Annotated in this window: 14 protein-coding genes; 6 read left to right on the top strand and 8 right to left on the bottom strand. The window is 68.9% G+C overall.

The features are described 5' to 3' along the window. Positions 1-10: 10 nt before the first annotated feature. From ACFYPC_RS05875 to ACFYPC_RS05855, 5 genes are all read right to left on the bottom strand, one after another. On the bottom strand, positions 11-886 hold the full coding sequence (locus ACFYPC_RS05875) for a carbohydrate ABC transporter permease (protein ID WP_388671350.1): 876 nt from the start codon (positions 884-886) through the stop codon (positions 11-13). Continuing rightward, on the bottom strand, positions 883-1,845 hold the full coding sequence (locus ACFYPC_RS05870) for a carbohydrate ABC transporter permease (protein WP_388671347.1): 963 nt from the start codon (positions 1,843-1,845) through the stop codon (positions 883-885). The genes ACFYPC_RS05875 and ACFYPC_RS05870 overlap by 4 nt, the downstream gene beginning before the upstream one ends. Positions 1,846-1,853: 8 nt before the next feature. After that, positions 1,854-3,203 carry an ABC transporter substrate-binding protein gene (locus ACFYPC_RS05865; protein WP_388671344.1) on the bottom strand — a complete coding sequence of 450 codons (1,350 nt, stop codon included), beginning with the start codon at positions 3,201-3,203 and terminating at the stop codon, positions 1,854-1,856. Positions 3,204-3,348: 145 nt separating this feature from the next. After that, on the bottom strand, positions 3,349-4,347 hold the full coding sequence (locus ACFYPC_RS05860) for a LacI family DNA-binding transcriptional regulator (protein WP_388671341.1): 999 nt from the start codon (positions 4,345-4,347) through the stop codon (positions 3,349-3,351). Positions 4,348-4,561: 214 nt separating this feature from the next. After that, complete coding sequence (locus ACFYPC_RS05855) at positions 4,562-5,218, bottom strand: hypothetical protein (protein WP_388671338.1); 657 nt, start codon at positions 5,216-5,218, stop codon at positions 4,562-4,564. A gap of 222 nt (positions 5,219-5,440) precedes the next feature. Here ACFYPC_RS05855 and ACFYPC_RS05850 point away from each other — a divergent pair, with 222 nt between their 5' ends. From ACFYPC_RS05850 to ACFYPC_RS05840, 3 genes are read left to right on the top strand one after another with little or no spacing between them, the layout of a single operon-like run. Further along, the gene (locus ACFYPC_RS05850) at positions 5,441-6,097 is read left to right on the top strand and encodes a helix-turn-helix domain-containing protein (RefSeq protein WP_388671335.1); all 657 of its coding nucleotides are present in this window, start codon (positions 5,441-5,443) and stop codon (positions 6,095-6,097) included. A gap of 32 nt (positions 6,098-6,129) precedes the next feature. After that, positions 6,130-6,660, top strand: coding sequence for a toxin-antitoxin system, toxin component (locus tag ACFYPC_RS05845; protein ID WP_388672023.1), 531 nt, complete (start codon positions 6,130-6,132; stop codon positions 6,658-6,660). A 6-nt stretch (positions 6,661-6,666) separates the two neighbouring features. Next, on the top strand, positions 6,667-7,866 hold the full coding sequence (locus ACFYPC_RS05840; RefSeq protein ID WP_388671332.1) for an MAB_1171c family putative transporter: 1,200 nt from the start codon (positions 6,667-6,669) through the stop codon (positions 7,864-7,866). Positions 7,867-7,896: 30 nt separating this feature from the next. On the opposite strand, the gene ACFYPC_RS05835 is transcribed toward ACFYPC_RS05840, so the two are convergent. Further along, positions 7,897-8,934, bottom strand: a complete 1,038-nt coding sequence (locus ACFYPC_RS05835) for an alpha/beta fold hydrolase (protein WP_388671329.1) — start codon at positions 8,932-8,934, stop codon at positions 7,897-7,899. Positions 8,935-9,218: 284 nt separating this feature from the next. On the opposite strand from ACFYPC_RS05835, the gene ACFYPC_RS05830 reads away from it, so the two are divergent. Continuing rightward, entirely contained in the window at positions 9,219-9,455 is a 237-nt protein-coding gene (locus ACFYPC_RS05830; RefSeq protein WP_388671326.1) for a hypothetical protein, read from the top strand. A 48-nt stretch (positions 9,456-9,503) separates the two neighbouring features. On the opposite strand, the gene ACFYPC_RS05825 is transcribed toward ACFYPC_RS05830, so the two are convergent. Together ACFYPC_RS05825 and ACFYPC_RS05820 are read right to left on the bottom strand one after the other, a co-directional pair. Beyond that, positions 9,504-10,193, bottom strand: coding sequence for a 4'-phosphopantetheinyl transferase (locus ACFYPC_RS05825; RefSeq protein ID WP_388671323.1), 690 nt, complete (start codon positions 10,191-10,193; stop codon positions 9,504-9,506). Beyond that, positions 10,141-11,049, bottom strand: a complete 909-nt coding sequence (locus tag ACFYPC_RS05820) for a metallophosphoesterase family protein (protein ID WP_388671320.1) — start codon at positions 11,047-11,049, stop codon at positions 10,141-10,143. Before ACFYPC_RS05820 ends, ACFYPC_RS05825 begins: the two co-directional genes overlap by 53 nt. Before the next feature lie 263 nt (positions 11,050-11,312). Between ACFYPC_RS05820 and ACFYPC_RS05815 the strand changes: the two genes are divergently transcribed. Both ACFYPC_RS05815 and ACFYPC_RS05810 read left to right on the top strand, forming a co-directional pair. Further along, positions 11,313-12,617 carry an ATP-grasp domain-containing protein gene (locus tag ACFYPC_RS05815; protein WP_388671317.1) on the top strand — a complete coding sequence of 435 codons (1,305 nt, stop codon included), beginning with the start codon at positions 11,313-11,315 and terminating at the stop codon, positions 12,615-12,617. A gap of 133 nt (positions 12,618-12,750) precedes the next feature. Next, positions 12,751-14,433, top strand: coding sequence for a carbohydrate binding domain-containing protein (locus tag ACFYPC_RS05810; protein WP_388671314.1), 1,683 nt, complete (start codon positions 12,751-12,753; stop codon positions 14,431-14,433). Positions 14,434-14,441 lie beyond the last annotated feature (8 nt).

Raw genomic sequence — 14,441 nt, 5'->3', positions numbered from 1 at the left:
GGGGGTGGGGTCAGCCCTTCGTGCTGCCCGCGCTGATCCCGGCGATGATGTGGCGCTGGAACACCAGGAACATCACGACCATGGGGATGCTGGCGATCACCATCGCGCCGAGCAGCACGGTCAACTGGATGTTCTGCGACAGCTGGACGAGGGCCACGCTGATGGGCTGTTTGTCGGTGTCGGAGAAGACCATCAACGGCCAGAGGAAGTCCTGCCAGACGGCCACCAGGGCGAAGATCGACACGACTCCCAGAACCGGCCTGGACATGGGCAGCACGATCGACCAGAGGGTGCGCAGCCGGCCGGCGCCGTCGATCTCGGCGGCCTCCAGGACGTCGCGCGGGATCTGGTCGAAGAAGCGCTTGAGGAGGTAGAGGTTGAAGGCGTTGGCCACGGCGGGCAGCCAGATGCCGAGCGGGTCGTTGAGCAGGCTCACGTGGATGAGCGGGAGGTCGGCGACGGTCAGGTACTTCGGGACGACCAGTGCCTGGGCGGGGACCATCAGGGTGGCGAGGATGCCGCCGAGGATGATCTTGCCGAAGGCGGGCTTCAGCTTGGACAGGGCGTACGCGGCGGCCGTGCAGAACACGAGTTGGAGAATCCAGGCGCCGGTGGCCTGCACCACCGTGTTCCACAGGTGGGTGGGCAGGTCCATCAGGTCCCAGGCGTCGGTGTAGCCGGTGAGGCTCCACTTGTCGGGGACGAGTGTCGGAGGTGTGCGGCTGACCTCGTCCGGCGACTTCATGGCGCCGGTGACCATCCAGTAGACCGGGAAGAGGAAGGCCAGCGCGAAGAGCAGGACCACGCCGGAAAAGACGCTCCAGTAGAGGGCCTTGCCGCGGCGGCGGGCCAGCGTGAGCGGTGAGAGCAGCGTGCGGGTGCTCATGAGTCCTCGCCTCCGGAGCTGGTCAGCTTCAGATAGAGCGCCGAGAAGGCGCTGAGCAGGACGAGGAGCATGACACTCAGGGCGCAGGCTCCGCCGAAGTCGTTGTAGAGGAAGGCGTACTTGTAGATCAGGTACAGGACCGTCACGGTCGCGTTCTCGGGGCCGCCGCCCGTGATCACGAACGGTTCGGTGAAGATCTGCATCGTGGCGATGATCTGCAGCAGCATCAGCATGAGGATGATGAAGCGGGTCTGCGGGATCGTCACATGGCGGATGCGCTGCCAGATGTTCGCGCCGTCCAGCTCGGCCGCCTCGTACAGCTCACCGGGGATGCTCTGCAGCGCGGCCAGGTAGATCAGGACGGTGCCGCCGAGGTTCGCCCAGGTGGCGACGATCACGAGCGACACGAGGGCGGTGTCCGCGCCGTTGGACCAGTTCGAGGTGGGCAGGTGCAGGAAGCGCAGTGCCTCGTTCGCCAGGCCCGCTCCGGGATCGTAGAACCACTTCCAGAGGAGGGCGCTGACCACCGGCGGAATCATCACCGGCAGATAGACCACGACTCTGAAGAAGGACTTCGCGTGCCGGAGTTCGTTCAGCACCAGCGCCATGACGAAGGGGACGGCGAAGCCGATGAGCAGGGCGAGGAGTGTGAAGGTCAGGGTGTTTCGCCAGGCGGCCGCGAACTCCGGGTCGTGGAAGACGCGGGTGAAGTTCTCGGTGCCGACCCACTCCGGCTCCGCCCCGGGCGTGTACTTCTGGAAGGCGATCACGACCGCGCGGATCGCGGGGTACCAGGAGAACAGCGCGAAGCAGAGCAGGCCACCGATGAGGAAGGCGTAGGCGCGCGACTGGTCGGCCAGGCGCCGGCGCAGTGGCCGCTTGTGGGGTCCGGACCCGGGTGCCTCCACCGGCCGTACAGTCGTCGGCGGAGGCACCGCAGGCTTCGATGCGGTCTTCATGAACGGTGTCAGCTCCGGGCCAGAATGGAGTCGATCTTGCCGGACGCGTCGCTCAGGAGCTTGTCGATGTCGGCGTCCTTCTTGGTGAGCACCGCGGAGACGGCGCCGTCGAGGACCGAGTAGATCTGCTGGGCCTGCGGCGGCTCGATCTTCTTGTCCAGGCTCTCGCTGCCGTCGAGGAAGGTCTGGTAGTTCTCGACCGGGACGTTGGCGTTGGCCTTCTTGATCTGCTGGTCCTTCTCGTCGGCCGCGCCGGTGAACAGGCGGGGCTCGGGGAGACCGACGGGCGCGTCGTTCTGCTTGGCGCGCGCGTAGTCACCGAGGAAGCCGTCGCCCGGCGTGAGGAACATCGAGTCGAGCCACTTCAGGCCCGCCTTGATCTCCTCGGGCGTCGCCTTCTTGTTGAACATGTAGCCGTCGCCGCCGATGAGCGTGCCCTGGCCGCCGGGCATCGGCGCGAGGGCGAGGTCGTTGTAGTTCCCGCCCTTCTCCTTGACCAGGATCGGGATGTTGTCCGGCGCGGAGAGGTACATGCCGAGCTTCCCGGAACCCATCATCTGCTGGACGTCGTTGATGACGAGGAGCTGCTTGCTGCCCATCGAGTTGTCGGTCCAGCGCATGTCCTTGAGGTTCTGCAGGACGGCCTTGCCCTCGGGGGTGTCGATGGTGGCCTTCTTGCCGTCCTCGCTGACGACGTCGCCGCCCTGCGAGTACATCTCGGCGGTGAAGTGCCAGCCACCCTGGTTCTGGGCGCTGTAGTCGGCGTATCCGACGGTGCCGTTGCCGAGCCCGGCTATCGCCTTGGCTGCCGCGCGCAGTTCCTCCCAGGTGGCCGGGGGCTTCTCGGGGTCGAGGCCCGCCTCCTTGAAGAGCTTCTTGTTGTAGATCAGGCCCATCGAGTAGCCGGTGCGCGGGACGCCGTAGATCTTGCCGTCGACGGTGTAGATGTCGCGCAGCTGCTGCTGGATGGTGCCGTAGCTCTTGAGGTCCTTGACGTAACTGGTGATGTCGGCGGCCTGGTTGATGTCGACGACGTGCTTGGCGTCGGTGAAGTACGTGTAGAAGACGTCCTCCATCTGACCGCCGGCCAGCTTGGCGTCGAACGTCTTGGGGTCCTGACACGGGAACGCGTCGTGTGCGACGACGTCGATGGTCGGGTTGGCCTTCTCGAAGGCCTTGATGTCCGCCTCGAAGAACGAGCGGTCGACCTTCGCGCTCTTGGGCGGCATGCAGTTGACGGTGATGCTGGTCTTGCCGTCAGCCGCGTCGTCGTCGCCCGACCCGCAGGCAGTGGCGGTGAGCGCGAAAGAACACGCCATGAGCGTGACGAAGGTACGGCGGAACCCGGTGCTTCTCATCGGTGGACCCCTTTGGGCGGGAGCGGGTGGAACCCTTTTGGCAACCCGTGGCCTGGAGCGGTGGGCGCCGCACACTCAAGCACCGACGTCATCTGTTCGCAAGATGTCGCGCAGAATCTGTAATTATTTGACAGTCACGTGTTGCTCAGTGGCGCGGCGCTTGCGCTGTCGAACCACGGACCACCAACTCGGGCTCGAACAGCAGCTCTTCGGGAGTGACGCTGCTGCCGCCGATCTGAGCGTTCAGCAACTCCACGGCCGCGCGCCCCATGGCCTCGATGGGCTGACGCACGGTGGTCAGCGGCGGCTCGGTGCAGTTCATGAATGCCGAGTCGTCGTAGCCGACGACGGAGACCTCGCCGGGCACGGTGAGGCCCTTGCGGCGGGCGGCGCGTACGGCGCCGAGCGCGAGCGGGTCGCTGGCGCAGATGATGCCGGTGACGCCTCGGTCGAGCAGCCGGGTGGTCGCGGCCTGGCCGCCCTCCAGGGAGAACATCGCCCGGGCGATGTGATCGTCGGGCAGGTCGGGGGCGAGCACGCGCGCCGCGGCGAGCTTGCGCCCCGAGGGCATGTGATCGCCGGGGCCGAGAACAAGGCCGATGCGCTCATGGCCGAGCGAGTCCAGGTGGCGCCAGGCCTGCTCAACAGCGACGGCGTCGTCGCAGGAGACACAGGGGAAGCCGAGGTGCTCGATGGCCGCGTTCACAAGGACCACCGGAATGTTGCGGTCCGCGAGCTGCCGGTAGTGATCGTGCGGCGCGTCCGCCTGCGCGTACAGACCGCCCGCGAACACCACGCCGGAGACCTGCTGCTGAAGCAGCAGCTCCACGTAGTCCGCCTCGGAGACGCCGCCCTTGGTCTGGGTGCACAGCACCGGGGTGAGACCGAGCTGCGCGAGCGCCCCGCCGATCACCTCCGCGAACGCCGGGAAGATCGGGTTCTGCAGCTCGGGCAGCACCAGGCCCACCAGCCGGGCGCGTTCGCCGCGCAGTTGCGTGGGCCGCTCGTAGCCGAGGACGTCGAGGGCGGAAAGCACCGCCTGCCGGGTGGAATCGGAGACTCCGGGCTTACCGTTGAGCACCCGGCTGACCGTGGCCTCACTGACCCCGACCTTCTTCGCCACCTGAGCAAGTCGTCGCGTCATACATGCAAGAATAGCGCAAGAAATGCAAGCGGCTTGCGCATTAGGGGTGAAACGACCCCGCGGCCTCACTCCGCGGGCGCCTGCCTCGGACCGTTCGTCCAGCGCGGGCGCACCCTTGGGGCGCGCAGCGCGCGCATCCCTCGGACCGTTCAACGCCGGCACACCCCTTGGGCAGTTCAGCGGGGGCCCAGCCCCTGGGACGCCCGGCGCGGGCTCACACTGCCCGCAGCTCCGCCGCGCCGTTTCGGGTCTTGTGCGTCCTGCCCGGTCCGGTCGTCGCGTGCCGGGCTTCGCGCAGCACCAGCGTCATCCGCGTGTAGCCCATGTCCTGCAGCGACTTGGGGGCGTCACAGACGACCCGGCAGTCCGTACGGCCCCAGCGCGGGTCGGGGTGCAGCAACGGGCGTACGGCGCCGTCGGACTCGACACCGTCCGGGCCGACCGCGCGGATCCAGTGCGACAGCCCGTGCCGGTAGGCGGCGTCCATGATCGGGTCCTGGGCGATGTCCCGGCGGATCGACTGGAGTGCGCGATCCTGTTCGTTCCGCTTCACCGCCTCCGCGAAGTGGGCCAGCATCGGCAGACACCAGCTCGACTCGTGGTCGCCGAGGATCGTGCTCGCGTCCGGATGGAACAGGACGAACCGAAGGAAGTTGTCGCCGGGCATCGCTGTCGGATGGGGTCCGACGCCGGCGAAAAGTGTCTCGAACGCGTCGTTGCACAGAACGACGTCCCAACGGTGATCGAAGACGACGGAGGGGAACGGGACGGCCTCGAGGAGATCGGCGTAGTCCTGCAGATACGCCTGCGCTTCGAGACTCTCGGGGACAGGTCGCGGCTGGGACCGCTGCCATCCTGCCTGGTACGCCATCGGGAGGTCACCCCTCTTGCCTATGCGGCCTTCACGCGGCGCCCCGATCCTGCTTCCCTGAGTGTTGTCGTGTCAACTATCGTGGCATTTGACGCTCGTTGACGGCTGAATCTCGCCACAGTTGTGGCGAGACCTGGATGTGAGTTCGAGCAAGAGGCTAGTCTCCCGATGATTCCTGACCATCACGTGAGAGACCTGAGAAAAGACGTAGGAGATCTGTCGGTGACGGATGGCTTCGAGGTTCCGGCCGCCACGGCGACGGTTCTGCTGCAGGCCGTCGTGGCCCGGGTCAGCGTGCTCGCCGACCGGCTCGGTGTGCGGCACGCCGAGGTCTTCGACGCCCGCCGCCTGTCGGCCGAGTCGGGTGTCCCCGAGCCCGTGGTACGAGCCCTGCTCAGCGGCCACCGCGCGGGAGAACCCGATCTGCAGGCCCGCTTCCTGCAACGCCTGGATCTGCTGCGCCGCACCCGGCTGAAGCCCAATGGGCGCCGTTACACACAGCAGGAGATCGCCGACGGCGCGGGCATGTCGCGGCAGCAGGCGGGGGCGCTCATCAACGGCGACCGGCGACCCACCATGGAGCACTGCGACGCCATTCAACGGTTTTTCCGGGTGCACGCCGGTTTCCTCACCGCCGAGGACTCCGAGGCGCTCGTGGGCGCTCTCCAGCGCTCGGAGCAGGAGCTGTTGCAACGGCTCGCCGACTGCGAGCGCGCGGCGGCCTCGGCGGCCCCCGATCCGCTGGAGCGTCTGCTGCTGGACCACGGCGTCCGCGGAATCGCCTGGCGGGCCGCCCAGTTGCCCACCGATCAGCACCGGGACAAGGTCGCCGAGTGGCTGGACATGCTCCTGGAAAGCGTCAAGCGGCCCGAGTCGTGAGCACGGGGAGAACTGTGGGCATCCAAAGGGACATGCGCCGCCTGTGCGGCGAGTTGGTCGGGGAACTGACCCTTTCGGCGCCGGCGGAACCCGCCGACCTCTGCACGGCGCTGTGCGACGCCATGAGCAGACGCCGCGGGCGCCCCGTCCGGTTCCGCACCGCGGCGTTCCCGCCCGGCACCGCCAGCGGGCTCTGGCTCGACATGGCCGAGCAGGATCTCGTCGTAGTCGAGGAACGCACCGCGCCCGACCACCAGTTGGTGATCCTCGGCCACGAGCTGTGGCACATGCAGGCCGGGCACTGCAGTCACCACGTCGAGGGCGCGGCCGTCGCGGCCCGCCTGCTCAGCGACGCGGCGGATCTCCAGGAGACCGTCCTCAAGGTCGCCGCACGCACCCGGTCGCACCTCTCGGACGAGGCGGAGGCCGAGAACTTCGGTCTGCTGCTCGCCAGCAAGTGCCGTACGTGGCTGGCCGGTTCGTCGCTGCGCGGGCCGGTTCGGCGGGACGGACTGGCGGGCCGGATCGAGGCGTCCCTCGGCTATCGCGGACCGCAGGGCTGAGACGGCGTGCACGACTCCAGCTACTACATACCGGCGGTCGCGATGGCGATCGCCCTCGTTCTCAAGGGCCCCGCGGTGCTGCGCGCCTGGCGCGATCCGCTGCTGCGGTCGGTGTACGCGCTGCTCGCGCTGTCCGCGCTGGTGTTCTGCTTCGCGGCTCCGCCGACGATCACCCGGGTCAACCACCTCACCGGCATCCCCAACGTCGCAGCGCCGCTCGTGTACAGCCTGCTGAGCGCCTTCAGCGCCTCCTGTCTGGTGCTGATCATCCACTGGCGCGGCGGACCGTCGGAGGTCACCCGTCGCGCCTCGCGCCGCTGGATCGCCGGGTACTCCGTGGTGATCGTGGCGTCCGTGACGCTGTTCGCCCTCGGGGATGCCCCGGAAGAGCGCCTCCGGGATCTCGACACGTACTACGCCAACACGCCGTTCATCCGCGAGATGATCGTGCTCTACCTCGCCGCGCTCACCTTCGCGAACGTCGCGATGGTCATGATGTGCTGGCGCTGGGCGCTCCAGGTGCGGGGCTGGCTGCGCGCCGGGCTGCTCGTCCTCGTATGCGGCTTCCTGACCAGCGTCGCTTTCGACGCCGCCAAGCTGACCGCCGTGGTCGCCCGCTGGAGCGGCGCGAACCTCGACTACCTGAGCACCGACGTCGCTCCCGTCCTGGCCGCCGCGGGGGAACTGATCTGCGCGATCGGCTTCTGTGTCCCGATGGCCTGTCAGCGCTTCGGAGACGTGTGGAGCACCTGGGCGACCTACCGTCACCTCGGGCCGCTCTGGCGGGAGTTGCGGCCGGCGGGCGACCCCGGTGACCACGCGGTGCGGATCGCCTGGTGGTCTCCGGCCGAACTGCTGGTGACCCAGCGGGAGTCCGACATCCACGACGGTCTGCTCAGCCTGTATCCGTACTTCGACCCCGCGGTGCGCGCACGGGCCTACGCCGCCGCCGTGTCCGCGGGCTCCGGCGAGAAGGGGGCGCGGGCCGAGGCCGACGCGGCCATGGTGACGGCTGCGCTGCGGGCCAGGGCCGACGATCCGGAGGGCAGGATCATCAGCGCGGCGACGGCGGACGCCAACCCGACCGCCACCTCGGCCGGCGGTCCGCGAGACCTCGTGGGGATGTCCCTCGCCCTGCGCCGCTCCCCCGTCGTCGCGACCGCCCGGGAACGGGTCGCGTCCGGGTCCCCGGAACACGCCGGATAGACCTACGAGACGCATTCAGGGCCTGTGCCCTCACGTCGCGCTGCGTTCGCTCGCCTCTCGCAGGTCCCGTTCCACCTCTCGGTTCTGCTCCGTGTCCGGCTGTCCGACGGCCGTGCCGGGGCGGCCGGCGCGCAGCAGTTCGCGCCAGTGGTCGCGGCTCCAGTCGGCGGGGCTGGTGGTGCTCGTGAACTCCTCGATCAGGGCGAGGAAGCGCACCGGGTCGCTGTGGAAGGGGAAGTGGCCGGCGCCCTCGAAGATCTCCAGGCGGCTGCCCGGCATCGCCTGGTGCGCACCGTAGGCGTGTCGCACGGGCACCACACTGTCCCGGTCCCCCCAGAGCAGCATCGTGGGCATGCCCTCGGTCAGATAACACCGGTCGAGCATGGTGACCGCCTGCCCGCGCCAGTCGACCACGGCGCGCAGGGTGCGGATGAAGGCGCTGCGGGATGTCGCGTCGGGCAGCGAGTCGACGAGGGTCAGCAACTCCGGCGCGTCCTGGCCCAGATCGGTGTTGAGGATCATCATCAGGCGGAAGAACAGGCCGACTTGGAGGCGCATGCCGGGCAGTCGCAGTGCCGAGAGCATGAGGTGGGCGCCGGGCAGCGACACGGCCCTCAGTACGGGGTTGACCTCGCCCCCGACGCCGCCCGCGCTGACCAGGATCAGCCGCTCGGTCCGCTCGGGGAACTGGTAGGCGAACTGCATCGCGACGCCGCCGCCCAGCGAGTGCCCGACCAGCGTGGCGGACTCGATGTCGAGGGTGGTGAGCAGATCACGTATTCCGTTGGCGTACGCGGCCACCGAGTAGTCGGCCCGCGGTTTGTCGGACGCCCCGTGGCCGAGGAGATCGGGCGCGATCACCGTGTGGGTGCGGGCGAGGTCGGGGATCAGCTCTCCCCAGGTGTCCGAGGAGTCGCCGATGCCGTGGATCAGGACGAGTGCGGGACCCTCGCCCGCCATCCGGTAGGCGCGCCGGTAGCCGTGCACGACGCGGTGGTGCAGGCGCAGTTCCCCGTCACCCACCGAGCGCAGGGTGCGCCGCGGGCGCTTGGGCGGTACGTCGGCCATGGGCTCACCTCCTGTTCCCGGGCCGCCGTGCAGACAGCCCGAAGCCACCGTCAAGGCAGCGCCCGAGCCACCGTCGAGGCAGCCGGCAAGCCGCCGAGAAAGCGGTTCCCAGGTCTCCGTTCCAGCCTAGGGCCCTCGTCCCCCAAGGGATTTCCGTGAGGTTTCGCCTCCGCTAAGCGGGCGAACCTCCGTGTACCGAAACGGCATTGTCAGTGGCGGACGGCAAGCTGGAGTCAGTACCGCCATGTATCGCTTCGACCAGCCGACCCGGGGAGAGCCGTCCGATGCCGACCGCCGTACTGACCGATCACGAACGCGCCGCCGTGCAGGCCTACCTGCGTCTCCTCCAGACCGTCCGAGCCGCCTTCGACAGCCCGCCGGACGGGCGCCGACCACCCGTGGTGCCGCCCTCCGCTCTGGCCGAGGCGGAGGAGGCGCTGGCGGCGGCCGGGCTCGCGGGAAACGAGGAGTCGTTCTTCCGGCTGCTGCACACCTGGTGCCCCGAGCCGACACAGCTCTGAGGCCGGTGGCCGGCCGGACTCCAGCAGCTGCGGCAAGCCCAGGCAGGCTCAGCCGTGCGGCACCGTGACGGCTGTCGTGACCAGGCCCCGCTGTACGGTCCAGCGACCGTCGAAGAACCCGAGGCGGTCACCGCCGACCAGCGGGCCCGGTACGAGAAGCTTCGCGCGCAGCCGCCCCGACAGCGGGTGGACCCCGGCCCCGGGGTCCACGAAGATGTCGATGTCCGCCTCGGAGAAGTCCAGCCACTTCGCGGTGAGCGGGAACCACGCCTTGTAGACCGATTCCTTGGCGCTGAACAGCAGCCGGTCCCAGTGCACGTCGGGGATCCGGACCCCGAGGCTTCCCAGCCGGGCCACCTCGGTGGGCAGGGCCACGGCGCCCAGGACGCCGTCCGGGAGCACCAGGTGAGGTTCGGCGTCGATGCCGAGGGAGGCCAGGTCGGTGGCGCGGGCGACCGCGGCGGCGGTGTAACCCTCGCAGTGCGTCATGCTGCCGATCAGGCCGGCGGGCCACTGCGGGGCGCCGCGCTCGCCGGGCAGGATGGGCGCCGGGGCCACGCCGAGCTTGTCCATGGCTCGCCTGGCGCAGCCACGTACGGCGGTGAACTCGCGGCGCCGCTTCGCCACGGCGCGGGTCAGGAGCGCCTGCTCCTCGGGGTACAAAGTCGTATCCTCGGCCCCGTCGTCACCGTAGCTCTCCACGGCCACCACGGACTCCGGGAGCAGCTCCTCGATCACCTGCTTCGACCTCCATCGGCAGAATGCGGCGCAGCGTACCTGGCGGTCCCGGGCGGGTGCGCCATTCGCGGGGGTAGCCCACGGACACCTCTTCGAATCGGACGCCTTCGTGCCAGGTGGTCCGTGGGATGTGGAGATGACCGTAGACCATGGTCTCGATGCGGAATCTGCGGTGCCAGTCGGCGGTCAGCGTGGTGCCGCACCACATCGCGAACTCGGGGTAGCGCAGGATGTCCGTCGGATGGCGGTCCAGCGGGTAGTGGTTGACCGGGATCACGGGCAGGTCGTCGGGCAGTTCGGCGAGTCTGCGCTCGGTCTCGGCGACCCGGGCCCGGCACCAGGCCTCGCGGCTCGGATAGGGATCTGGGTGCAGGAAGTGCTCGTCGGTGCAGATCACGCCGGTGCCCTCGGCGTAGGCGAGCCCCTCCTCCTTGGTCGTGCAGCCCTTCGGCAGGTACGAGTAGTCGTAGAGCAGGAAGAGCGGGGCGATGACGGCGGGGCCGCCGGGACCGTCCCAGACGGGGTAGGGGTCCTCGGGGGTCGTGACGCCCAACTCCCGGCAGAGCGCGACCAGATGCCAGTAGCGGGCGACGCCGCGCAGTTGCACCGGATCCTTCGGGTGGGTCCACAGCTCGTGGTTGCCGGGTGCCCAGATCACCTTGCGGAATCGGCCGCTGAGCGTCTCGAGGGTCCAGCGGATGTCGGCCACGCTCTCGCTGACGTCACCGGCCACCAGAAGCCAGTCGTCGTCGGACCCAGGGCGCATCTGCTCGACGAGAGCGCGGTTCTCGGCGTACCCGATGTGCAGATCGCTGATGGCCAGCAGTTGTCCCGAACGGCCGGCCGTCGAATCCACCCTCGCCCCTTCCACGAACACGAATAGCAACACAAGAACACATCCGAGCGGGGCCGGACAAGACCGTCCTGCGGGAGCCGGGGTCCACAATTCGGGAATCCGTAACACGCCTGTAGCGCCACACCCGTCCCGCGCCCCTTATGATCGCCCCAACACCACCGCGCTGAACCTTCCTCGGTCTGCGGCGGCTTGGTGTACCTCCCTCTCCCCTGGCCGGGCACGGCCTGCTCCGCCGTGCCCGGGAACCGTGAAAGGCGGCCTGCATGGGTTCTCGCGTACGCGTCTGGCTCAACCGCACGTACGCGGAGAACGTGTTCTTCATGGATCAGCTGCGAAGTAATCCGCAGCGACGCCCGGTCGAGATCCATGCGACACACGGAGACGCCGACTCGCCCATCCTGGCCGCCGCCGACACCGCCGCCATGGAGCCCGAGGGCCTCTCCCGGGCCGCGTACGTCGAGTACGCCCTCGACCAGTGCGCCCGGCACGAGATCGACGTGTTCGTGCCCGTGCTCCACCAGTCGGCGATCGTGGCTCATCGCGCGGAGTTCGCCGCGCTCGGTACGGCCCTGCTCGCGCCGCCCTCCGAGGCCGTGGCCATTTTCCACGACAAGGTGACGGCATATCAGGCGCTGCAGGCCGTGGGTATTCCGGTGCCGCCGTGGTGGCGCGTCCGCAACGAGGAGGAACTCCTCGTCGCCGTCGAGGCGTTGGAGGCCGCGGGCCACAAGGCCTGCTTCAAGCCCGCCGCCGGTGCGGGCGGGGTGGGTTTCCGGGTGATCACACGCGCCCCCTTCTCACTCATGCACCTCAACGGATTCCCCAGCTCGCACGTGCCGTTGAGCCTGGTTCAGGACGCTCTGCGGGGAGCCGGGAAGCCCGTCGACTGGCTGGTGATGCCGCTCCTGGCGGAGCCGGAGGTGTCCGTCGACTGCCTCACCGGGCCCGACGGCCGGGTCCGGATGGCGGTGGGCCGCACCAAGAACGGGCGCCGTCGCGGCTTCACGCTCCACCCCACCTGGATCGACCCCGCGCGCCGGCTCGCGGAGGCGTTCGGCCTGCACTACCTGACGAACATTCAGTTCCGGATGTTCGGCGACGAGCCGGTCCTCATGGACGTCAACACCCGGCCGGCCGGCGGGCTGCACCAACTCGCACTCTGCGGGATCAACGCCCCTTGGGCGGCAGTGCAGTTGGCACTCGGCGAGGAGACCGGCGAACTGGTTCCCGCACTGCTCGGGCAGGACTACGCCGTGGTTACGGGACCGCGTCCGGTACGCCCGGTGGCGGTGCCGCAGCAGCGCGCCGAGACGCTGCCCGCCACGCCCGCCGTGGAGGCCGCCGTGGCCCCGGTCGCGGAGACCAGGACCGCCCCGGTGACGGAGAGCGTGCTCACGCCGACCGTCACGCCGGTGATCGCCCCCGCGGCGACACCTGCCGTGACGCCGGTCATCGCTCCCGCGGCGACACCGGCCGTCACACCGGTCCTCACTCCCGCGGCGTCTCCGGCCATCGCGTCGGGCATCGCCCCGGCGGCCGCAGCCGCGTCCGCCATCGCGCCCGCCTAGACCACTCCCCCACCACCCCTTACCGGTCTGGACCAATCAGCGCACAGCATCTTGACAGCTCGATTGGTCCATACCAACTTGGGTGCGCATCCCTCAGCACTCCCGAACACCCCCATTTCTTCAGGGAGATCGCGTGCGCATCAACTTCCTCAGACGTTCCAGACGTCGCCTCATCGCTCTGCTCGGCACCGCCGCCCTGGCTCTGGCCGGAGCGGTCGCCCTGCCCACCACGGCCCATGCGGCCAACATCCTCACCAACCCCGGCTTCGAGTCGGGCGCGGTGTCCCCCTGGTCCTGCACCGGGAACCTGGGCTCGATCGTCTCCACCCCCGTACACGGCGGCACCAAGGCCCTTGCGGGGGCGGCGAGTTCGAGCAACAACGCCAAGTGCAGCCAGACCGCCACCGTCCAGCCGAACACGGCGTACAGCCTGACGGCCTGGGTGCGTGGCAGCTATGTGTACCTGGGCGTGGACGGCGGCGCGGCGACGTGGACGACATCCACGTCGTCGTACAGCCTGCTCACCGTGAACTTCACGACCGGTGCCTCGCAGACCAGCGCCACGATCTACACGCACGGCTGGTACGGCCAGGGGACCTACTACGCCGACGACGTCAGCCTGGACGGTCCGGGCGGCGGTGGTTCGGACACCCAGGCGCCGACCGCGCCCACCGGTCTGACCTCTCCCAGCAAGACCTCCTCCAGCGTGTCCCTGTCGTGGGGCGCCTCCAGCGACAACGTCGGCGTCGCCGGCTACAACGTCTACAGCGGCGCCAACCAGGTGCTCAGTGTCTCGGGCACCAGCGGCACGGTCAGCGGGTTGACGCCGAGCACCGCCTACGCATTCACGGTGCGGGCACGGGACGCGGCAGGGAACCTCTCCGCCGCCTCCAACTCCCTTTCCGTGACGACGAACGCAGGCACCCCAAGTACCAACTTCAAGCAGGCGGCGCCGTACCTCTACCTCGGCTGGGGCGATCCGCCGGCCGTGAGTACGGTGATGAGCTCCACCGGGATCAAGTGGTTCACGATGGCGTTCATCCTCTCCTCGGGCGGCTGCAGCCCGGCCTGGGACGGCTCGCGCCCGCTGACCGGCGGCAACGACCAGTCGGTCATCAACTCCGTGCGTGCCGCGGGCGGTGACATCGTGCCGTCGATCGGCGGCTGGAGCGGCAACAAGCTCGGGCCGAACTGCTCGACGCCGGAAGCACTGGCGGGCGCGTACCAGCAGGTGATCAACGCGTACGGGCTCAAGGCGATCGACGTCGACATCGAGAACACGGACGAGTTCGAGAACGCGGTCGTCCAGGACCGGATTCTCAACGCCCTGAGGATCGTCAAGGCGAACAACCCGGGTCTGCGCACCATCATCACCTTCGGCACGTCGACGACCGGCCCGACCACCTGGGGCAACCGGCTCATCGAGCGGGCCTTTGCACTGGGCGCCGACATCGACGTGTTCACCATCATGCCGTTCGACTTCAGCGGCGGCGCAGACATGTACGGCAACACGGTGAACGCCACCGAGGGCCTGAAGACCAAGCTGAAGTCCACCTTCGGCTGGGACGACGCCACGGCGTACGCGCACATCGGCATCTCCGGCATGAACGGGCTCAGCGACCAACAGGAGCTCACCTCGCCGGCGATCTGGACCCAAATCCGTGACTGGTCGAACTCCCACCACATCGCCCGCCTCGCCTACTGGGCGGTCAACCGCGACCGGCCGTGCGCCGGTGGCGGAGTGGTCGCCAACTGCTCCGGTATCAACCAGACCAACTGGCAGTTCACTTCCATCACGGCCGGCTTCACCGGCTGATCGCACCA

The organism is Streptomyces sp. NPDC005808, assembly GCF_042871385.1.
In the GTDB taxonomy this organism is placed as follows: Bacteria; Actinomycetota; Actinomycetes; order Streptomycetales; family Streptomycetaceae; genus Streptomyces.
The sequence above is the reverse complement of the archived record's forward strand: the minus strand, read 5'-3'. Positions and strand labels throughout refer to the sequence as shown.

Bases quoted from the DNA above. Each gene is read 5' to 3' on its own strand.
- ACFYPC_RS05875 (WP_388671350.1), bottom strand. From the start codon at position 886: ATGAGCACCCGCACGCTGCTCTCACCGCTCACGCTGGCCCGCCGCCGC.
- ACFYPC_RS05870 (WP_388671347.1), bottom strand. From the start codon at position 1,845: ATGAAGACCGCATCGAAGCCTGCGGTGCCTCCGCCGACGACTGTACGG.
- ACFYPC_RS05865 (WP_388671344.1), bottom strand. From the start codon at position 3,203: ATGAGAAGCACCGGGTTCCGCCGTACCTTCGTCACGCTCATGGCGTGT.
- ACFYPC_RS05860 (WP_388671341.1), bottom strand. From the start codon at position 4,347: ATGACGCGACGACTTGCTCAGGTGGCGAAGAAGGTCGGGGTCAGTGAG.
- ACFYPC_RS05855 (WP_388671338.1), bottom strand. From the start codon at position 5,218: ATGGCGTACCAGGCAGGATGGCAGCGGTCCCAGCCGCGACCTGTCCCC.
- ACFYPC_RS05845 (WP_388672023.1), top strand. From the start codon at position 6,130: ATGCGCCGCCTGTGCGGCGAGTTGGTCGGGGAACTGACCCTTTCGGCG.
- ACFYPC_RS05835 (WP_388671329.1), bottom strand. From the start codon at position 8,934: ATGGCCGACGTACCGCCCAAGCGCCCGCGGCGCACCCTGCGCTCGGTG.
- ACFYPC_RS05830 (WP_388671326.1), top strand. From the start codon at position 9,219: ATGCCGACCGCCGTACTGACCGATCACGAACGCGCCGCCGTGCAGGCC.
- ACFYPC_RS05815 (WP_388671317.1), top strand. From the start codon at position 11,313: ATGGGTTCTCGCGTACGCGTCTGGCTCAACCGCACGTACGCGGAGAAC.